The sequence below is a fragment of the Marininema mesophilum genome, assembly GCF_900106775.1.
GTDB lineage: Bacteria > Bacillota > Bacilli > Thermoactinomycetales > DSM-45169 > Marininema > Marininema mesophilum.
Map to the genome: position 1 here is coordinate 14,740 of NZ_FNNQ01000020.1, position 21,671 is coordinate 36,410.

Genomic DNA, 21,671 nt, shown 5'->3' on the forward strand with positions numbered 1-21,671 from the left:
TGATATCCTATATTTTACAATAATACCATTGATATTCACTTTAATATAGTGAAGAAGTGGCTTACACTTTTATGCAATGAAAAAGTATCCGTCCATCTCTAATCAACTGATTCAGAGGGGGTTGCTTATGTTAAAATGGAAAACTTGGTGTTCTTTGTTGGTGATCGTAGGGTTAATGATGGGGCTTTTTCCTGCTCCTACAACAAAAGCAGAAGGTGATCCTTCTCAAGAGAGAGCACTGGAACAGCGCTTACAGGAGATTATGAATGAGTATAAAGAAAAAAAGAATGCCGCAGGGATGTCTGTTGCTTATAACGTGAGTTCACTGCAAAATGGGACTGAGTTAGCCTCTTATCACCCTAAGAAAACATTGGTACCCGGTTCAGTATCCCAGCTGTGGACTGCTAGCGCTTCTCTAGACAAGTGGCCGAGCACTCACCGTTTTTCTACGGAATTACATGCCCGTGGAAAAGTTGAGCAGGGAGTTTTGCAAGGCGATGTGATAATAAAAGGCGGAGGAGATCCTACTCTAGCTTTAGCTGATGTGGACAAGCTGACTCGTGATCTTAAAAAGAAGGGTATTCGGAGTGTTAAAGGGGATGTCCTCGTAGATGACACACGATTTGACCCAAAGCGTCTCGGGACTAATTGGATGTGGGATCGAGAATCCTATCCGGCTTTTGCACCTATCGGAGCTCTGTCCGTTAATGGTAATACAGTAGATGTCACGGTGGAGCCAGGTCAATTGGGTGAACAGCCTAAAGTGAAAGTTTCTCCTGCTTCGCAAGAATTCAAGGTCATTAATCAAGCATCTACTTCAGCAGATGGTGGGTCGTTGACTGTTAGCCGTACAAGAGCTAAAAATGAACTCGTCGTCAAAGGGAAGATCAAAACAGGGCAATCACCAATTCATTTCAAGCGCACGGTAAATGATCCCTCATTGTTCGCGGGAGATGTTTTTCAAGAGCGGATGAAACACGTTGGCATTCAGTTTGCATCCGGTTCCCAAGTTAAAAGAGGCGATGCACCTAAGGAGAAACCGCTTCTGGAGCAGAAATCCCCTCCTATTAATAATATAGTATCGAAAATGAAGAATAAGAAAAGTAGCTTTATATCCGAGATGCTTCTTAGACAATTAGCAGTCGAGGCAGGGGAGGTTGGAAGTGATACAAATGGACTCGAGGTCCTAAGCAAATATGCGGATGAAAAAGCGAAAGTCGAGAATATCAGTACCTTTCAGCCGAAGGATGGATCGGGACTCTCTCGAATGAGTGTGATGTCTCCAGAGCACTTGGCGAGCTTGATGCAACAGGCTCAGAAACAAGTGACTCCTCTGTTAGCAACAGCAGGAGAAGGAGCATTAAAGGGTCGTATGAATGACACACCCGCAGAGGGGCGATTGCAAGCCTACCCAGTGGATGAGTCGGGTATTAGTGGACTGACAGGAATTGTGAAAGACAAAGTTGCTTTTTCCGTTATGGTGAATGGAGTGAAAAACCAGTCGGTTGCTGATGTCCTGGAGGATCAAATGGCAGCAGCCATCGCCTCTTATCCCAATGTACCAGATTCCAAATCTCCGCCTGAAAAGAAAACATATCCGCTCTCTGGAATATTGGACCCCTTGGTGGAGAGTAAAGGATATGAAGGGGTACAGACAAGCATGGTTGTTCGCTCTCTCGATACAGGGGAAAAGATGTATGCAAAGGATGGATCGACAAACTTAACACCTGCTTCCAATACCAAACTCTTAACGTCAACTACAGCCTTTGATGCTTTAGGGGTAGATTATCGTTTTCGTACGGAATTACTGGCAAAGGGTGATGTGGGCAATGGTACGCTAAACGGAGATCTCACCCTCAAAGGATATGGGGACCCCACGCTAACGACAGGGGGGTCGTTAAAAGAACAAGCTGGTCCTACGATTGAAGGAATGGTCAAAGATCTCAAAGAAAAGGGGATTAAGCGGATTGAAGGGAATGTCGCCGTTGATTCTACGGCTTTCTCGGATGAGGTATATGGTAAAGGATGGCCACAGGACAGTGAAAATGATGAATTTCAACCTCAGATCACAGCTCTCAGTTTAAACCGTGGTATCGTTCGTTTTGATTATTTACCAGGAAAAAAGGAAGGGGACCCTGCACGCTGGACCGTCACTCCAAAAACAAAGAGTATCCAAGTGAAATCGGATGTAACGACGGGAGCCGCTGGTTCAGTAAATACCTTTAATATTGAACGCGAGCGCGGAACAAACAACTACCGTCTCAGTGGCAGTGTCCCGCTTGATTTCAAAGGGGATTACACTAATATCCCAGTGGAAAAACCTCAACTCTATGCGGGGACGGTGTTAAAAGAAACCCTTGCCCGAGAAGGAATCGAAGTGACTGATTCTTCTCCTGTTGTCGAAAAGGAAGCCCCTCAAGGAAAAAAAGCATTAGCTGTTTATCAGTCACCTCCACTGTCTGAGGTGGCCAGACACCTCCTTAAGAAGAGTGATAATTTTTATGCACAGATGATTTTAAAAACCCTTGGCTTGGAGAAACGAGGAAAAGGGTCGGCGGCTGCTGGATTGGCTGTTGTAAAGAGCTATCTTCAGCGTATCCAACTTCCAGGAACATATCGACTTGAAGATGGAAATGGGCTGAGCCGCTATGACTTTATCTCACCTGAGCAAATAGTTTCTCTACTTGCGGCACAAAAGAAGACACCTTATTTTGATACGTTTTATCAAAACTTGCCTATAGCTGGAAAGGATGGCTCTCTCACTTATCGCATGAATGATACGCCTGCTGCTAACAACCTACGTGGGAAAACGGGTACACTTACCCATCTCAGTGGCCTTTCGGGATATGTGCGTACCAAGGACAATGAATGGCTTGCCTATTCCATCCTGATGAACGGATACACTTCCGAGTCATTGACATCTCTTCAGGATAAGATTGGGGCAGCGTTGGCAAGTTACTCTAAGAACGGAGATTCATATCCAAAAAAAGTAGGAACGCCATTCAACGATTCGTCTCTATTATCAACCTCTGAGCTATTGCGATCAACGTGCAAATTGAAGTTTTATCCTTCTCTTTTAGAGTCATGATCCCCAGTCTTCGGGATAACGCTCGAACCAGGTTATGGTGTAATCTTTGTGCTAGTTTTGCGAGGCTTAGCGTTATTTTGCGCTCACCGGATGCCACCGGTGGGCGTTTTTGCTTGTCCATCTCACTTCCTTCAAGACGAGAAAGGGAAATGCTCTTCGCTCTATTTTCCTCTCATCACTCCTATAGATCGAATTGTGTTCCACATTAAAATAAGAGAAAGGACCTTTTCGAAGGTCCTTTCTCCACACCCTAAACGTCCTAACTGGATATTACTAACTTTTTATTTTCTGAAGGAAAACCATTATTGAAGGGAGCTTTTTTGTTATCTATCGATCTTAGTTAGTTAGTAAGAAGCACGTTAATTTATTCTCTTTACTTTGTGATCTTTAGTCACTAGGATCTTAAATACGACTCCTGTGCTAGTCTTCTTTCCATCAACGGTTCCATGGAATCCTCCGTATACCGTGTATTTTCCAGGAGATAGTTGCTTTGTAGAAGCGAAATGATAATACTCATTACCAATCACTCTTTTGGAAGTGTGCTGATAAAGGGCTGGTTTGTAAGGCTTTTTGGCTATATTAATTGTCCATTTTCCCTTTGCTTTTTGTCCAGGATTCTTGAAAGCAAGGTTGAAAGTTCCTTTTCCTTGGGCTGTTCCGTCGATGGAGGCAGCTCTTTTAGCCGGAGTTATGTGGAAAGCTCTTTTTGCTGGAACTGTTCTATGAACTTGCCAATCTCTTTGCGTTTGGGTTGTTCGGTCAACTTGCCAATCTCTTTGTGCTTGAGTTGTTCGGTCAACTTGCCAATCTCTTTGTGCTTGAGTTGTTCGGTCAACTTGCCAATCTCTTTGTGCTTGAGTTGTTCTATCGACTTGAAAAGTTCTTTCTGTTTGGACTACGCGGGTAGCCTCCTTTGCTTTGGCTGTTCCGACATGGTCATTTCCACTTGCAAAGGCTGCCGGGGTCGCGACTGTGAAAAAGAGCGCAAAGGCGGTCGCATAAGGTAAAAAACGACGAAAACTCTTCATGTAATATTCACTCCTAAAATGTTGGTATGTGCTTATTATAGTGCGTTGAATTACTTCTAAAAAGTGACAGGAGGGGGGCTGATTGTCCATGTTTACACAATAAAAGGGTTAATTACCCATTAATGAGGCAGTCTTGAACATAAGCTTTTCGGAAATCGCGTGGCCCTGTTTCTTGATGTACCCAGCCAAAAATACTCCTGTACCAGCCAACTTCCCTTTTGTGTATTTGCAGAAGCGGATGAACGAAAAAACTCGCTCAGCGCGGGATTCGTCGAATAGATAGGGGAAATCATCATCCGTATCTTGCCGATCCAGATCCCTAAGGTGCCGCTCGCAGGCCAGTCTAACTCATTTCCCTGCTACAATCTCCTTCGCTACCACTTGGTTGGCATATTGAGTCACCGCATCCATTAGTCAAACATCTCCCCAAACGAATCCACCTCTTTTTTCTTCTGCGGCATGGCAAGACGAGCTCGAGAGCTAGGAGTTAAGCCGAACTCCACCGCGAGTGACTTCATTTGCTCGTGGAGTTGCTTCTTTTTGGTGAGGAGAGGGTGAGGGACTCGATTCGTTTCGGCGGAGTTGTTCGTGTACTCCACCATGAGCCCCTCTTCTTCAATCAATTTCGTGCAACCCATGTAATCGGCATAAGCGTCACAATAAGCGGCTAGCGCATTGACGTCCACATTCGTCATGAGGTTGAGTTTTTTAAGCTCCTCAGCCAGTCGCTTAAACTCTTTCTTACCGACCTTCCCCAGCCAAGGGGGTGGTCGGATGTGATCCGTGCCAGGAGACAGTGCTTCTTCTGCTTCCTGACGGGATTGGATCTCCTTTTTAGTGAGGCGCGACCCATTCCCTTCAACGATATGAAGCCCAATAGGCTTGGCTTTTCTCCCCATGCTTGTCACCCCCCATACTGTATAAATGGCAGGAGAGGATATTATGATAAACTCATTGGGTTCTAAGTCACGAAACCGCAATGAGCTATTCCTGATCATGGCTTTGATTGTATTGTGACATTCATTATTCTCTCCGCCCGATTTTTAGGCTAACACTCAGTCAGCAGCCATCATTGATGGGAGAACTAGCTAACAGAGAGGGAGATTGAAGATCGACTAGCAATCAGAAAACTGGACATTCCCCTTTCTTCTGTCTCTGTTTCTCAACCATTCGTTCTCTTACAATGAAGCTATACAACAACTAAGGAGTGATTGTTCATGCAAAAATTACGCCGTGTTCTACCCTTTGCAGCTGCCTTTGCGCTCGTTGTCACTGTCTCTACCTCAGCAGCCTTTGCAAGTGATGGAAATGATGCTACTAAAGCAGACAAAAGTCTCCCTACTAAACACGCTGTTAAAGCACCAAGCAACAGTACCCCTGCTAAATCAGGTAGCAAAAAACCTGTAGCCATTGCTAAAGATAAAAATGGCAATGTAACCATTAAACATGATAAAAGCCACACAGGAACCTCTGTTAAACCTGTTAGCAAAAAAGCTGTAGACATTACTAAAGATAAAAATGGCAATGCAACCATTAAAAAAAGTGATAGAAACCACACAGGAACCCCTGCTAAACCTGTTAAACCTACTAAACCTGCTAAACCTGCTAAACCCGGTAGCAAAAAAGCTGTAGACATTACTAAAGATAAAAATGGCAATGCAATCATTAAAAAAAGTGATAGAAACCACACAGGAACCACTCTTAAACCTGTTAGCAAATGAACCGTTGCCAAGAAATAAATTCATAGTAACGAGTTAGTAGCATCATCCACTCAGGCTGTCGAGAAAACTCGACAGCCTGTTTTTTTAATCCTTTCCATTTTTTCTTCTGCGGCATGGCAAGACGAGCTCGGGAGCTGGGAGTTAAGCCAAACTCCACCGCGAGCGACTTCATTTGCTCGTGGAGCTGCTTCTTTTTAGTGAGGCGAGATCCATTCCCTTCAACAATATGGAGCCCGATAGGCTTGGCTTTTCTCCCCATGCTCATCACCTCCTATAGCTATCTAGATAAGTACAAGAAAAAGTCGGGGCAGTGTAATACCCCGACTAGGCTCGTTTTTTTGGCTAACTCTCTATTCTTCTTCAAAGGGGAACACCGTAACGGTAAAGGTACCCGTAGCTGAATTGCCATTGGAGTCAATAGCGGTACAGGTAACCAGGGTCGACCCAATGGGAAAGAAGGATCCGGAGGCAGGATTGCAGGAAATTGTGATCGTGCCAGGACAGTTATCTGTCACCGTAGGGTCTGGATAGGTAACAATCGTGCCGATAGCGTTGTTGGCTTCAACGTCGATATCTCTCAACCCCGAGATGACAGGGGGTTCGGTGTCATTGACGGTAACGGTAAAGGTACAAGCTTCGATATTGGTGGGATCCACATTGCTGGTTGCGGTACTCGTGACTAAGGTGGGCGTTCCAACAGGGACTGTCGCTGGGTCACTTACTGTGGAGACGTTGGAACATTGTGGCGTAGGGAAGGGCACGGTGGCCCCGCAGGTTCCTGGATCATTGTCAAGGGTAATATCCGTGCAGGTAAGTGCAGTAACACAGCTGTCCAATAGAATAGATACGTTACCATTGGCTATATTGGTGACAGCTAAATCGGGGATGCCATCTTGATTAAAATCAGCGCTAGTAATCCCTATTGGTGCAGTTCCCACAGGAAAGGTGGCTTGAGGCTGAAAGGAACCAAGTCCATCATTTAATAATACAGACACTGTACTATCAACAATACTGGTAACCGCCAAATCAGGGAACCCATCGCAGTTAAAATCTGCGCTATTTATTCCGAATGGTGTAGTTCCCACAGGAAAGGTGGCTTGGGGCTGAAAGGAACCAAGTCCATCATTTAATAATACAGACACTGTATTATCGACAAGATTGGTAACCGCCAAATCAGGAAACCCATCTCCATTAATATCTGCGCTGGTTATCTCTTCTGGAAGAACTCCCACTGCAAAAGTGACTTGGGGCTGAAAGGAACCAAGCCCATTATTTAATAAAACACTAACCGTATTATCAGCAAAATTGGTAACCGCCAAATCAGGGAACCCATCTCCATTAAAATCTGCGCTAGTTACCGCTTGCGGTGTACCTCCCACAGCAAAGGTGGTTTGAGCCCCAAAGGATCCGGTTCCAGTGCCTAATAATACACTAACCGTATTATCAACCCGATTGGTAACCGCCAAATCAAGAGTCCCATTACCATCAAAATCTGCGCTAGTTATCCCTCTTGGATCAACTCCCACAGCAAAGGTGGTTTGAGCTCCAAAGGATCCGGTTCCAGTGCCTAATAATACACTAACCGTATTATCATTAGAATTAACCACTGCCAAATCAGGGGTCCCATTACCATTAAAATCTGCGCTAGTAATCCCTCTCGAAACATCTCCCGCAGCAAAGGTGGTTTGAGCTCCAAAGGATCCGGTTCCAGTGCCTAATAAAACACTAACCGTATCATCGGCCAGGTTGGCAACCGCCAAATCAGGAAACCCATCTCCATTAAAATCTGCGCTAGTTATCCCTTCCGGACCATTTCCCACAGCAAAGGTAGTTTGAGCACTAAAGGATGGACATACCATTTCCCTACCTCCTATTGGCTAATTTGTGCGTGATTCTTATTATTAAACCCCTTCAGACTTTGGACATGAGGAGACTAAAAATGTGGAGATTAGTTATGATTCATTCTTCGTACTGGACTGTCTCCTGTCCAAAGTTCGGGGTTTCATTCAGTTGGTTTTGATCTAGACTTTGTGAACTATGCCTATCTTATGGCAACGAGTTTAAATACGTGACGCAGCTTCCATTGCCGTAAGTAGATTCTACTTATGAAAGCCAGGTAGGAGGATTGTCACCCCCCTTTATGAAATAAAACGAATTTTATAAGCAGAAGATTCCCACCGGTCTATGGGCCGTCCCTCCCAGAGATTCGATCCCCCCTCTCTCAAACTCTTCCCCATCGTCCATCCTCTTTTGCTGTTTTCCGATCATGGCACCTCTTGCCAGTTATCTGTATCCCAGAGTAGGCCAGCATCACTCTTATGCGGTGTAATATGATCCACCACTGAAGCTGGTATCACGCCCATCCTTCTCGCACGCCCTTGCACAATGGACTACGCTTGAAATATGTAGCCCTGACCTTCCTCCACCTAGATCCATATCCTCTTTGTACAGCAAGACCACTACTCTGCTCGTATCTGTGAGCTTCCTGTTTCGGATGCTCCTCACAATAATGCCGCTGCGCTAACCTAGGGCATCCAGGGTGATTACAGGGGCTAGCGCAGTTAACAACCTTGGCATTATAAAAGAAGCAAATGGCCGCCCATATGTTAAACAGACGATAATTTGAAGAGGGACTATGTCTAACAGCTTTGGGGTAATAATATATATGTGTAAAACAAATGATATCCTTTGATAAAGATAAGTAAGAAAAGGAGATTTTACATTGAAAGATATTTCTTCATTCCGTCTACCTTATGGAGATCACCCGTCACAATTTGGAGTCCTGCGTATTCCAAAGTCGTTTGGACGAAGTCCAATAATTATTATGATTCATGGTGGTTTTTGGCAATCAAAATATGGGCTTGAATTAACTGATCCTCTGGCTATAGCACTAACTCGTCGTGGCTATGCTACTTGGAATATTGAATATCGTCGAGTCGGAGAAAGTGGAGGGGGGTGGACAGGAACATTTGACGATGTGATAGATGCCATAAATCACTTATCTAAACTTGAGGATCGCTATCAATTAGACCTTTCTCGTTTAGTTGTTCTTGGAAATTCCGCAGGAGGCCACTTGGCTCTTTGGTTGGCTTCCCGAAACAAAGCTCAAAGTGATGAGTTCAAAAAAACTCTACTTGTACCAATAAAGAATGTAATAAGTTTGGCAGGGGTTTCGGACTTGAAAAGGATGTGGGAGATTCATTCTGAAAGGGGGATGGATCGTAGTCTAGTAGCATCTTTTATTGGCGGAGCTCCTCAAGAAGTACCTGATCGGTATAAATTGGCATCGCCAATTGAACTGTTACCCATGAATGTCAATCAAATTTTAATTCATGGTGAGCTAGATGACCATGTACCAGTCGAATTGAGTGTTGAATATCATCGAAGGGCTATTGAGCAGGATGATAACGTTCGTTTATTACTACTTCCCGATATGGAACATTTTAAGATTATTGATCCAGAGGCATCATCATGGAAATCAGTGATTGATTCACTGGAATCTTTATTAGATGTTTAAATATATATAATTGCATAAAGGAATTTGCGTATTAGTCATAACTTTACGATCATCAGCTTTAGGAAGCTTTCCCCCATTTTTCGCATCTGTGCATCTGGTTGAATAACCTGACCACTTGCCATAAGCTCGGGGTCGTTGCGCCATTTTTCTGGGCGATATAGTCTACCGCAATTTAAGGGGCATGTTTGTTATTAGATGGAAACTTATTTTTGCCTGGTTATTTGTTTAATTTGATTGTCATGGATGTTGTGAAAGAATAAAAGAAACAGGATACTGCCGCTCAAAGCACAAATCATATCCCATTGTGTATCCCACTGATCTCCTTGATATCCCAACATGTCTTCCATGCTCCTAGCTTGCTGAAAATAACCAACAAGAAACTCCATAATCTCATAAGTGGCCGAACCTGCTAAGCTTAAACCAATGACGATATATGGTAAGAACTTTTTCTTCACAACATCTAATCGGATGAATATTTCTCTAAAGAAAGCACCAGCAACTACACCTTGAAAAACATGTCCAAATCGATCACAGTAATTTCGAGATAGGTTAAATAAACCTTTAATATTATTAAATAGTGGTGCACTTTCATAGGTATAATGGCTGGCAATAAGCATGATCAACCCGCTAATAAAAGCAAGGATATAGAATAGTGGTGTAAAAGAAAAGCGTTTAAATGTCCAACAAAGGATCACAAATCCCAAGACCGCTGGACCTGATTCAACATACCAAGTCGCACGACTCTTTGGATGGATTCCAGACCAAATAAATACGATAATGAAAACAACTAACATAATAATATATAGTACCATCCACCTTTTTTCTTTCATCATATATACCCTCTTCACCTATATTTATAAAACTTGATCGACCACAGCAATAAATTATTTTTTTGATATACTTCGTTCTTTTTACACCGGATTATTCGGAACAGGTTTATTGTTCGTATTTGGGAAATCTCTTATACGTGATGAGGTAATAACTTCAACATGATCCGAGGTACCCATCTTGAATAATTTCGAAAAACAGGCAATATGACTTTCACGGAAAGACCTCCTTTCCAGAGGCTTTCTAGACCATTAACACCCCCCTTTTCTTTAGTAATTGAAAGGGGGGTGTTCCTTTAAAATACGTATGGCAACGATTTGCCGAAAGCGGAAACCACATCCTTTGCCCCAAATAAAGACCACTGTCCAGTTATTAGACAGCGGTCTTTATTTATAGGGGGTAGAATTTTGGGCCATCTTTCCTTTTCATCAGTTTGCATAGAATCGCCATGTTTTTGAGTCACAAAAAGTTTTTCAATAATAAAACGGTTAAGATAGCACCTGGAATCACAAAGAGTATATGAAGCCGGAAATAGGCGATCCCTACAGCAACAATTCCCCCTATCAATCCAATGAAGGGTTGTCCCTTTTGTACAGACAAAATCCCTGGGAATATCATGGCCCCTAAAGCGGCATATGGTACATTATCAAGCCAGTCCTTTACCCAGCTGGATGGAGTGAATCGATCGACAATCCAGACAGGTATCCATCGCGGAATCATCGTAACCAAAGATATCCCCAAGATAAGAAATATTAATTGTTGTGTCATGACGTCCTCCTGGTAAATGGGATACCCAACAATCCGCCCCCTAGGGTTGCCAAAACTATCGCCCAACCACTGCTAAAAAATGAACTAAAAATAGTATTCAAGCCCATACCAAAAAGAGCAACGAGGCATAATTTCCAAGACCTACGAACAGCAGGAATGAGCAATCCGATAAACATCGCATAAAGAGAAATAGACATACTCTCACTAATCGTTGCAGGAATGGCATTGGACATGACTCCACCGAGAATCGTTCCAGTTACCCACGATAAATAAGCAGTAAGAAATAGGCCTGAGTAAAAAAATGGATCGGATTTTTCCTCTCGTAAGGAAGCAACAGCAAAGGTTTCATCCGTAATTCCAGAAGACAACATCACCCTATGAAAAATCGGTACACTACGAAATTTATCTTGCAAAGAAATACTCATCACAAACATTCTAAAATTCAAAATGAAACTGGCTAAGATAATCTCAAGAGCCCCTGTACCTGCTATAATCATATTAATTGCCATAAATTGACTCGCTCCTGCAAACACGAGTCCAGACATTAATACGGAATGAATTAGTGCTACCCCTGATTGTTGCGCAATGACTCCAAATGTCACGGCTACAGGAATATAACCAACTGCAATCGGGATAGCAGCCAGCACTCCCGTTTTAAATGAATGTTTTTTTAACTCCACTTATTAAGCTCCTTTCTTAAAGGCAAAGAAATGCGCCCCTGCATGCTTTGATATATTTTAAGAATGATAATACAGGAATAAAAGAAAGACAATAGGAACAACCCGCTTTCTTTTTATAACCATCGATCTATAGAAAATTGACAGAACTATATGCGCCCTTTAACAAAGAAACCTACCACCCTATCATCTATACCCAATCCCGTCCAGCAAAAAGAAACCTATACCCATACTTTTAAAAATGTCCATCGAAATGGCTCATTTTGGTCGATTGTGCATGTCGAAACAAGTCGTAAAAAGTCGAACTTTTAAAATACACTTTTTGTAAGGATTGTGATACTATTACACTGTGGCTGAGGCAAGCATCCATTTCACTTAGTTATAATTAACTTCAAAGGGGGGTGGAATTGGCCATCTATATCAATGGCCTGTCAATTATCTTTACCATATTTAATTATTCATTAGCGTTAACAAATACAGTCTTATCAATCACCCATCACAATAAAATCGTCGGATATTCATTTCTCCATTCGATGAATAACCATTTAATTAATCAATGATATTAGTCCATCAAAAATAACCATTTACATCACACCCACCGCCTATCCTATTACAAATCCCACAATCAAATTAGCGAAAATTGTCTAAAACAGTATAGTATCAACCTTTAAGGAATTTTAAATTGTAAGTAGCCCCTTGTTTAAGGGCTACTTTTTTTAAGAGATCCCAAAATGATCTTCCATGAAAAAACCCCTCCAAGTAAACTTAGTGCTCTTCTTAAACACTGTTTACTCAAAGGGGATAATCTCAGAAACCCAGGCTCTTTTACTCCTGACTCAAATACCGTTTATCCTTCAGGAATAACCGCCAAAAAAGATAAAATCCCGGTACCAAGATAGCCAATCCAATTCCATATGAATACAGGAGTGAAACAAAGGTGTTATGATTGGTTACGCTTTCCTCTAACGTGTATGTCGGATACAACAAGTAGGGTAGATGAGACATCCCATAAGCGGCGGATGCAAGGAAAAACTGGAGGATGAACGCAGTAAAAGCCGCCCGTGGCACTCCTTTTTTATGATCTTTCCTTTTCGTGGGCCACCAATATGCACTGTATCCAATGAAAAATATCACAGCGGAGGCGAAAAACCACCAGCGGTTCTCCTCAATATTTAATCGTAACCAACTGGCCTCTGCCCCCATTAAGGGGACTGCTACGACACCAATTAATAACGATAGCGGACCAAAGAGAAGAGCAAAACGGCGAAATACTGCATAGGCCTCATCATCATCTGCTTCCCGGGAGTAATCCGCGAGAAATGCCGCTGATAAAAAAAGCTCACTAGTTAGCCCAAAGGCTAGATAGGCATAGGTTATCGGACTAGTTAAGAGCTTGTCCGCGAGGAGCTGACCATTTTTAGGATCGGTAAATCCACCTGCCACCACAGGGAGAACCAATACGAGCAGTGCAGGGATTAGCAATCCTGTAACACCTGAGACCACCGACAATGCTCGCTGAAATCGTTGTGCAGAGTAGGCAAAAACCATAAAGGTGCTTCGAATAATGAGTAAGAGTAACACCAAAGAGCCAGGTATAAGAAGCGCTAGGGACAACCCTGTTAATGCGGATGGGAAAAAAGCAACCAAGGTGACCACCAACATGACCAAAAATACATTGGTTACCTCCCACGTTGGAGAAAGAAAACGGTTCGCTAATGCCCCTGCTCGATCATCCTTTTGACTATACACCATCCCCCAAAATCCAGCCCCAAAGTCTACCGACCCTAGAATCGCATACATGAAAACGAACAACCAGATAATCGAAGCAGCAAGGAGCGCGTCATTCAATGAAGACCCTCTCCTTTCTTACTCTGGGTAGCATGAGCATTTAACATCTCCTGCTCCAAAGGACGTTTTCGAAAGTACCCACGCATAATCCAAACAGTAGAAATAAGCAAGAACACATAGATGGCGATAAATAGGACAAACCACGTCATGATACCCGTTGCATCTGTTACTGCTTCGGATGTACGTTGAAGATTGTACACGGTCCAAGGTTGTCTACCACTACAGGTAAATACCCAGCCAAACTCAATCGATAACAAGGAGAGAGGCCCTCCTACTATCAACAAACGAAGTAACCAACGAGGTAAATGGTCCTTCCCTCTTCTCCAACGAATAAGCCATGCTAGGCCTGCAAAAAGAATCAAAAGAGTACCGATTCCCACCATTAAGTTAAAAAGAGTGTGCGTATAAAAAGGTGGCCATGTATCCCGCGGAAAATCGTTGAGCCCTTTGACGACTGTATCAAAACGATTGCCCGCTAGAAAACTGAGCATCCCAGGAATTTCAATAGCCCCTTTCAGCTTCCCCTCCTCGTTATCCGTTACACCCCCAATGGAGAGTGGTGCACGGGACTGCGTTTCAAAAAGCCCCTCCGCCGCTGCTAATTTCTCAGGCTGTTTTTCATGGAGTACTTGAGCTGCCCAATGCCCATTTAGGGCAGTTCCTATCGACACCACAAGGCCAATCGCAAGCGATAATAACAATGCCTTACGATGATAACGATAGGGGGCGTCCTTCTCTTTTCTTTTTAACATCCGCAAGGCTGCTATACTTGCTATAACAAAGGCCCCTGTCATATAGGCAGATAATAGTACATGAATCGCCGCCGCAGGAAAACTTGGGTTAAAGAAGGCTTCCCAAGGACGCACGTTGATGATCGATCCATCCTTTGCTAGTTCAAAGCCTGTCGGAGTGTTCATCCACGCATTGGCAGAGGTAATCAATGCCCCAGATAGACTACCACCCAAAGCAACAAAGAAGACACTTAAAATTCGCAGGGAAGGAGAAAGTCGATCCGCAGCGTAAACATAGATGGACATAAAGAGCGCTTCTAAAAAGAAGGCAAATAACTCTACCTGAAAGGGTAGAGCGATGATTTGACCGACCCACTCCATAAAGTTAGGCCACAATAAAGATAGTTGAACAGCAACAATAGTACCCGATGGAATCGCCACGCCAAGCAAGATGGCCTGAGCTTTCGTCCACCGTTTAGCCATCAACGTATAGTCCGGATCTTTCGTCACTTGGAAGAGAAGCTCTGCCATAAAAATCATCAATGGGATTCCCACACCCAGTGTTGCAAAAAGAATATGAAACCCTAACGAGCTACCAAATAGAGCGCGAGCCGTCATCAGTTCGTCCAATGGATTCACCTTTTCCATACAGGATGTCTACTTTAAGATGGACGAATAGCATCTAAACTATACGGTTATTGACGACTCTACCCCACTTTTTCAAAGCTAAACACTATTTATTCAAAATTAGTTGACTATTAGTTTCCTGCTATATGAAAGAAACGGTACTTTATTTTGGGAGTCCATGCGTGAGAATCTCTATAATCCCAGTAGCGTTGACGACTATTCACCGTATGGGCATTGACTAGAGGCATACCTGAGGCGTCTATCGCCGTTACAATGGTATTATGCGACCAGCGACCGTCTCCGTCCCAGTCATAGCAGATAATGTCTCCTTGACTTAATTGCATGGCATCTTGCTTTATTTCTGCTGGTGATCGACTACTTCTACTTAACCAGTTGACCAACCCATGGGCTACTGCCCAACTATAACTCCAATTTTCTCTACTTCCTCGATACCACCATCCCGAATCACGGCGGCTACCGTAATCCATTGAGATGCCACCTGCATGAAGACATTGGGAAATAAAATTAGTGCAATCGTCCTCAAACTTACGATATCTAGGATTGGCTCCATTCCACCAAGTTTCTGCATATTGCACGGCCTGCATTCGGTTATAACCTCCCCTCACCACATTCTCTTCTGGATGAGGCTGATAACACGACCAGACCTTATCGCGCTCCGTATCCATTTCCTCGATCAGAGAGCAATCCAATATCGCCCAACCATCGTTCCCCTCCAACAAATGAAGGCAATAGCCCTGTAATTCCTCTTGATCGCACACTGTATCCTTCATCAGATAAAAAAATCGTTGATGAACAGCCACGTTGACTACAACATGCCCATCTTGTTCTTGCCCTTCGCTTAAAATGCGAACTCTCGTTTCCCCTTTAATGGGTCGAATCTTTCGTAGGTGCTGTTGTTCTCGTACCCGTTGCCATCTCCTACGCTCCCGCACAACCCAATCCGCGTCCCCGTCTAATACCCAGGAAAATAGGCGATCGGAATCCCCCTCTACCCACACCTGATTTTGGCCTCGAAACCAAGTAAGCACTGGTTGTCTCCAAGGACGATCCACTGCGGGCACACCTCCCCCGTCCCTGATCATGTCTCTTTCACATCATATGAAAGAACAATGCCAGTGTATTCACCTAAAGAAAACCCCCGACGAAACTATCCATCGGGGGAAAGCGTTTATTTATGTTTTTAAAAAGGGGCGCTGTGGAAAATGCCAGTGAAAACGCAAAGAGACCATTCGCAAAATAACGATAAGAGTAAACAGGAGGTACAATTGCCATTCTTGAACCAATACCCCTGCCTGAATAACTACTCCAGCCAGTAAAGCCCAAGTCGCATAGATCTCTTTACGAAATACGAGTGGCTTCCTTCCTGCTAAAACGTCGCGCGTCACTCCACCACCGATTCCTGTTAAAATCGCTGCGATTGCCACAGCGATTAAAGGTAGCCCCTTCTCTGCTGCAGTCAATGCTCCTTGTATTGAAAAAGCCCCAAGGCCAATGGCATCAAAAAGAACCCATGTGCCTTTTCCCCGTAACAACCAGGAAGTAGGCAAAACAAATAACAGCGTACTCACTCCAAAAGCAGTATAAAGGAGTGTCTTCTGCTCCCAAAGGGAGAGAATAGGCTCCCCGATCAGGAGATTACGAATGACGCCCCCGCCGAAAGCCGCCACAAATCCCAACACCCATACGCCAAATAAATCATACTTTTCTTCCAGAGCGGTTAACGCTCCACTGGCGGCAAAAGCAATCACACCAATCACATTAAGGGAATCCCAAACCATTCTGCTCCCCCCTTTCTCTATCCATACAAAACAGTCATCTATCCAGATATCGTTCCATTATAAAAGGATCTTGGTCACTTTCCAAGCCCCTCGAGGCATTTTTAATATCCATAATTATCAAAAGGACCTATTGTAAAATAGGTCCTTTTTGCACCTTACAAAAACAGCACCATATGCTCTTCATCTAAGTACTGACCCCCAAGCTTCATCGCATGGGGTTCACGCCCGAAAGTGGTAAAGCCAATCCTTTCATATAACCCCTTCGCCACATGATTGTCTGATACAACACATAGATAGATTTGCTCTAGATTAGCTATTTGCCGCGCTTCCTCTATTACGCTATCTACTAAACGGCGGCCCATCCCATGCCCTCGTATCTCTGGAGCCACATACATCCCCCACAGCATCCCTTTATGCATCAGCTTTTTCTTGTCATACTGAACCAATCCAGCGATACCTTTAAGCAATCCATCCTGCGCAATGGCCCCTAGTAGAAACTGGCCGGGTCTCTCTTGTAACTGATCAGCAAATCGGCTCAGATCTTCATTATAAGCCTCACTATCTTCCACATCACTTGCAAAGGCTTCGGGGTGTTCCCGTAGACTACGTAGACGAATCTCACGGTATGCAGCCGCATCCGTAGGTTTCAGCTTGCGAATCGTAAATTGTTGCTTTGACTCCTGATGAATCGCTTGATCTTCCATTCCCTCACTCCTTCTTTTCCGACTTCCGTTTTCCATATATAATCATCAGATTTGACTACTATACGTTGACTTCTTCTTTCAATCCTTGTTGAAGCAAATACATTTTGTGATACAAACCTTGTCGGGTAAGGAGTTCCTGATGAGTTCCTCGTTCAACAATCTCCCCTTGGTGAAGGACAAGAATCAGATCGGCATCCTGAATCGTAGATAAACGGTGGGCGATTGCCAGTGTCGTTCGTCCCTGACGCATACGATAGAGTGCTTCTTGGATCTTTTCCTCTGTCTCGGTATCTACATGGGCTGTCGCCTCATCGAGGATCAGGATCTTTGGGGATTGTGCCATGGTCCGCGCAAAGGCAAGCAGTTGACGTTGTCCGCTAGAAAAAGTAGCCCCTCTCTCCACCACAGGCTCATTCATTCCCCCAGGTAATTTTTCAATAAAACTATCTGCTTGGACAAGTTCTGCCGCGCCCTGCACCACTTCATCTGTGAGTGCGTCATTACCCTGCCGAATATTGTCTCTTATGGTACCAACAAAGAGAAAAGGATCCTGTGGTACTAATCCCACTTGCTTCCGTAATTCTTGATCTACAAATGTTTCAAGGGGGTTGCCATCTATGGTTATCCTCCCTTGTTGTAAGGAATAAAAGCGCATCAGTAGATTATTGATCGTACTTTTCCCACTCCCTGTATGGCCAACTAAGGCAACGGTCTGCCCTGGTTCTACAACGAAGGAGATGTCTTTTAATACGTTTGTTTTTCCATCATAGGAAAAAGTGACATGTTCAAAGGTGATGCGACCCTCTTGGATCTCAGGATTACCCTCTCCTTCTTTACTAGGAGCCAACTCTTTTTCATCGAGTAATTCAAACACTCTACCTGCTGAAACAATTGCCTGTTGTAAGAACGAAAGCTGCATCATGATCTGATTGACTGGCTCAAACAACCTGCCCAATAGATTGATCATGGCATAGAGGACACCGATCTGTACGGCACTATCCCCTACCCCAATACCAAAATAGGTAAGGATGACGATCAGCGTAGCAATACTGAGAATGTCCACCGCAGGACGCAATAGAAGACTGTTTAATTTCATATTTTTCACATTGGCTTGAACATGTTGTTCATTAACCTCGTCAAATTCATCTGCGAATCGTTTCTCCTGTCTCCATGCCTGTACAACACCCATTCCCTGGATCGATTCTGACAGCCTTGCATTCATCTCGCTCAAGGTTTCTCGTACCACCCGATATACTTTGAAACTAAGAAAGCGATACGCCTGCATCAAACCAAAAAGGAGGGGCAAGAGAATGAACGAAATCATTGCCAATTTTGTATCGAGTAAAAACATTGCAATCACTACGCCTATGATCAGTACACTATTCTTAATAAATGTAGACATCACATTGACAAACAGTTCTTTAATTGCTTCGGTATCATTCGTAATGCGAGAGACGAGAGAACCATCCGCAACCCGATCAAAAAAAGCCAAGCCTAGGTATTGCACCTTTCCAAATACATCCATGCGCAATTGTTGAATCACCGCAAGGGCAATGCGATAAAAAGAATATTGTTGTAAGTATTGCAAAACGACTGCGATCAGATGAAGACCCAGGTAACTTGCCCCAAGAAAAATCAACGGAGTGGAAGGAAATCGTTCGGGAACGAGATAGTCATCAATAAATACTTTAATTAATAAAGGGCCTGTCATCTCCGCTGCTGTTGCGATAAAAAGGAAAAAAAATGCACCAATCAAGGCCTTACGATGGGGTATGAGGTACCGTAGTAACCGTCTTGTGATCATCCTCCCCCACCTCCTTTTACGATCAAAGATTCCAGCTGTTGTTGCCGATACATCCATGCATACCAACCTGAATTGGCCAAAAGTTGCTTATGGGTGCCCTTTTCCTGAATCTGACCATCTTCCAATACAATAATTTGCTCCGCATGTTCGACTCCTGAGAACCGATGAGCGGCAATAAGGGTTGTTTTCCCTTCTCTTTCACGACGCAATTCCGTTAGAATTGCTTCCTCTGTACGTGCATCGACGGCTGAGAGGGAATCATCAAGGATCAAAATCTCAGGATCCATCAATAACGCACGTGCGATGGAGATCCGCTGCTTCTGCCCACCTGAAAGGGTGACTCCCCGTTCACCGACCACCGTCTCATATCCCTTTTCGAAAGCGAGAATATCCTCATGGACACATGCCAGTCGGGCCGCGGCTTCGATTTCTTCCTGACTTGCCTTCGGGTCGGCAAAGGCAATATTTTTAGCAATCGTGGTTGAAAAGAGAAAGGGGTCCTGGGGAACATACCCAAAGGCAAAACGTAGAGCAGATAGCTGGTAGTCTGTAAGGGACTTCCCTCCGATTTGAATCTCCCCATCCACCATGTCCATTTCTCGCATGAGCAATTTAAAAAGGGTCGATTTCCCACTCCCTGTGCGCCCGACGATGCCTAGGGTTTCACCCTTCTTCACGAATACATTCACATCACGTAACACGGGTACATTCGCCTCTGTGTAGGTAAAGGAGTGGATATTCAATTGGATATCCCCGGTTGCAGGGGTGGAGATAGCCCCCTTATTTTCCTGGACATCCTCTTTCACTGCTAAAAGAGTGCGAATACGGGCATAGGAAGCACGCCCCCGTTGCAGGATGTTAAACAAAAAACCAAAGGCGAGCATCGGCCAGATCAACAAACCTAAATAAATGGTAAACTGCGTCAACTGCCCAATCGTCATCTCCCCACGGATGACATATCGACTGCCAAAAACGATGGCTAAAAAGAAAGCAATCCCTGCGATGAGAGAAATCGTTGGTCCGAATAGAGACTGTACTTTGGCAACAGCCAGGTTCTTACGCGTGACGTCCTCTGAAAGAGTCATAAAGGAAGCCTTCTCCCTCTCCTCCCGCCCAAAGGATTTGACTACGCGTACGCCAGAGATATTCTCCTGAACTTTATCATTAATATCTGAAAAAGCCGCCTGGGCTGTACGAAATCGTTCATGCATCCATTTTCCATAGTAAGTGATTGCCAAGGCCAAGATCGGCATTGGCAATAAAGCGATCAAGGTTAGTTTCCAACTTAGAGAAATCGCCATCATAGCAACCACTAAGCCGCCAAACACGATCGAGTCCACAAGCGTAAGTACACCTTCACCTGCAGTTGCTTGTACCGCCTGTACATCATTGGTAGCATGAGCCATCAAATCCCCTGTGCGATGACGATGGAAAAACTGAGGTGACATTCGACTCCAATGATTTAATAAACGCCGGCGTAATAATTGCGCAAGGCGGTATGATGCACCAAAGATAAACACCCGCCAAACAAAGCGCAGTACATAAAGCAGCAAGGCTGTCAGAGCCAAAACCCCTAACCACTGTAATAGCTTCTCTGAGGTCAGGGTTTGTTGTTTTATCTCATCCACGACCAGACGCACAACATAGGGGGGATAAAGTTCAAGCAATCCGACAACCAATAGAAAAAAAACACCTGCGATATAGTTCTTCTTCTCTTGACGAAAATACCACCATAAATCCTTAAAAACGCTCACTCATTCACCCCTCCATCACCCAGGAAAAAAGGATGCTCACTGTATTTGCGTCTACATCCCTATATTGTAGATTTTTAACATTATATCATGATATCATGTCGATTCTCCTAAAAAGGAAAATTTCATTCATGAATTTTACATAAAAAAAGTGAACAGCCTACTGCTGTCCACGATTAAAAAAACGAAAAAATATGAAAAAGTGCAAACCTACCTCACTTCACGCCTCCGCTTTAAAAGGTGACGCACCTTCAAGTGTGAGCAAGAATTCTTTAATTTTTAAGCCAGAACCATATCCAACTAACGACCCGTTGGAGCCAATGACTCGATGACATGGCACGACGATGGATACTGGATTTTTGTTATTCGCTCCACCCACTGCACGAACGGCTTTAGGCGCACCCATCGCCGCGGCCATATCTTTATAGGAGCGCAACTCCCCATAAGGGATCGTTTGTAGCTGTTCCCATACTAGTTTTTGAAAGGACGTTCCGTACAGATCTAAAGGAATCTCAAAGTGAGGATTTCCTCCTTTAAAATACTCCTGCAACTGCTTCGCAAAAGAAAGGAGTGCCAGATCATTTTTTTCAATCTGTACAGATCCAATCCATCTTCTCGCCCAAAGATCGATCCCTAGCCGGGCCTGTTCCTCACTGGAAAAATCCAAGCGGCATAGGCCCTTCTTTGTTGCTGTCAACAGGATTGGACCTACTGGGCTTTCTATCTCACTCCATGCGAGTACACGTGAACCTTCTGAGACCATCCCTGCCGCCCCCTGTT

At 44.0% G+C, this 21,671-nt stretch carries 17 protein-coding genes and 1 pseudogene; 3 read left to right on the forward strand and 15 right to left on the reverse strand.

Features of this window, described 5'->3' with window-relative positions; all coding sequences use genetic code 11:
- The first annotated feature begins 127 nt into the window (after positions 1-127).
- Positions 128-3,088: a D-alanyl-D-alanine carboxypeptidase/D-alanyl-D-alanine endopeptidase gene (gene dacB / locus BLV90_RS14820; protein WP_177168111.1), complete on the forward strand. Its 2,961-nt coding sequence runs from the start codon at positions 128-130 to the stop codon at positions 3,086-3,088.
- A gap of 359 nt (positions 3,089-3,447) precedes the next feature.
- Here the strand turns inward: dacB and BLV90_RS14825 are convergent, their stop codons facing one another.
- Both BLV90_RS14825 and BLV90_RS14830 read right to left on the reverse strand, forming a co-directional pair.
- Positions 3,448-4,116 (reverse strand): hypothetical protein, encoded by a 669-nt coding sequence (locus tag BLV90_RS14825; protein ID WP_091742759.1) that lies wholly within the window; start codon positions 4,114-4,116, stop codon positions 3,448-3,450.
- 410 nt (positions 4,117-4,526) lie between these two features.
- Positions 4,527-5,015, reverse strand: a complete 489-nt coding sequence (locus BLV90_RS14830; protein ID WP_091742760.1) for a phage terminase small subunit P27 family — start codon at positions 5,013-5,015, stop codon at positions 4,527-4,529.
- Positions 5,016-5,333: 318 nt separating this feature from the next.
- Here BLV90_RS14830 and BLV90_RS14835 point away from each other — a divergent pair, with 318 nt between their 5' ends.
- Positions 5,334-5,837, forward strand: coding sequence for a hypothetical protein (locus BLV90_RS14835; protein WP_091742761.1), 504 nt, complete (start codon positions 5,334-5,336; stop codon positions 5,835-5,837).
- On the opposite strand, the pseudogene BLV90_RS16895 reads toward BLV90_RS14835, so the two are convergent.
- Positions 5,827-6,039: pseudogene (locus BLV90_RS16895) on the reverse strand (P27 family phage terminase small subunit); the annotation flags it as partial. The gene BLV90_RS14835 and the pseudogene BLV90_RS16895 overlap by 11 nt on opposite strands.
- Before the next feature lie 148 nt (positions 6,040-6,187).
- The gene (locus tag BLV90_RS14845) at positions 6,188-7,696 is read right to left on the reverse strand and encodes an FG-GAP-like repeat-containing protein (protein ID WP_091742762.1); all 1,509 of its coding nucleotides are present in this window, start codon (positions 7,694-7,696) and stop codon (positions 6,188-6,190) included.
- Between the two features lie 863 nt (positions 7,697-8,559).
- Here BLV90_RS14845 and BLV90_RS14855 point away from each other — a divergent pair.
- Entirely contained in the window at positions 8,560-9,354 is a 795-nt protein-coding gene (locus BLV90_RS14855; protein WP_245726381.1) for an alpha/beta hydrolase family protein, read from the forward strand.
- Between the two features lie 203 nt (positions 9,355-9,557).
- Here the strand turns inward: BLV90_RS14855 and BLV90_RS14860 are convergent, their stop codons facing one another.
- From BLV90_RS14860 to BLV90_RS14910, 11 genes are all read right to left on the reverse strand, one after another.
- Positions 9,558-10,187 (reverse strand): DUF2238 domain-containing protein, encoded by a 630-nt coding sequence (locus BLV90_RS14860; protein ID WP_091742764.1) that lies wholly within the window; start codon positions 10,185-10,187, stop codon positions 9,558-9,560.
- 454 nt (positions 10,188-10,641) lie between these two features.
- Positions 10,642-10,950 carry an AzlD domain-containing protein gene (locus BLV90_RS14865; RefSeq protein WP_091742766.1) on the reverse strand — a complete coding sequence of 103 codons (309 nt, stop codon included), beginning with the start codon at positions 10,948-10,950 and terminating at the stop codon, positions 10,642-10,644.
- Positions 10,947-11,630, reverse strand: a complete 684-nt coding sequence (locus BLV90_RS14870; RefSeq protein ID WP_091742768.1) for an AzlC family ABC transporter permease — start codon at positions 11,628-11,630, stop codon at positions 10,947-10,949. The genes BLV90_RS14865 and BLV90_RS14870 overlap by 4 nt, the downstream gene beginning before the upstream one ends.
- Before the next feature lie 822 nt (positions 11,631-12,452).
- A complete protein-coding gene (locus BLV90_RS14875; protein ID WP_091742770.1) occupies positions 12,453-13,475 on the reverse strand; it encodes a cytochrome d ubiquinol oxidase subunit II in 1,023 nt (340 codons plus the stop codon).
- Entirely contained in the window at positions 13,472-14,836 is a 1,365-nt protein-coding gene (locus BLV90_RS14880) for a cytochrome ubiquinol oxidase subunit I (protein ID WP_091742798.1), read from the reverse strand. Before BLV90_RS14880 ends, BLV90_RS14875 begins: the two co-directional genes overlap by 4 nt.
- 128 nt (positions 14,837-14,964) lie before the next feature.
- Positions 14,965-15,906: an amidase domain-containing protein gene (locus BLV90_RS14885; protein ID WP_245726382.1), complete on the reverse strand. Its 942-nt coding sequence runs from the start codon at positions 15,904-15,906 to the stop codon at positions 14,965-14,967.
- A 120-nt stretch (positions 15,907-16,026) separates the two neighbouring features.
- Positions 16,027-16,632: a trimeric intracellular cation channel family protein gene (locus BLV90_RS14890; RefSeq protein ID WP_091742774.1), complete on the reverse strand. Its 606-nt coding sequence runs from the start codon at positions 16,630-16,632 to the stop codon at positions 16,027-16,029.
- 155 nt (positions 16,633-16,787) lie between these two features.
- Complete coding sequence (locus BLV90_RS14895; RefSeq protein WP_177168112.1) at positions 16,788-17,336, reverse strand: GNAT family N-acetyltransferase; 549 nt, start codon at positions 17,334-17,336, stop codon at positions 16,788-16,790.
- Between the two features lie 58 nt (positions 17,337-17,394).
- Positions 17,395-19,140, reverse strand: a complete 1,746-nt coding sequence (locus BLV90_RS14900; protein WP_091742778.1) for an ABC transporter ATP-binding protein — start codon at positions 19,138-19,140, stop codon at positions 17,395-17,397.
- A complete protein-coding gene (locus BLV90_RS14905) occupies positions 19,137-20,894 on the reverse strand; it encodes an ABC transporter transmembrane domain-containing protein (RefSeq protein ID WP_091742781.1) in 1,758 nt (585 codons plus the stop codon). Before BLV90_RS14905 ends, BLV90_RS14900 begins: the two co-directional genes overlap by 4 nt.
- 217 nt (positions 20,895-21,111) lie before the next feature.
- Positions 21,112-21,654, reverse strand: coding sequence for a methylated-DNA--[protein]-cysteine S-methyltransferase (locus BLV90_RS14910; protein ID WP_091742783.1), 543 nt, complete (start codon positions 21,652-21,654; stop codon positions 21,112-21,114).
- Positions 21,655-21,671 lie beyond the last annotated feature (17 nt).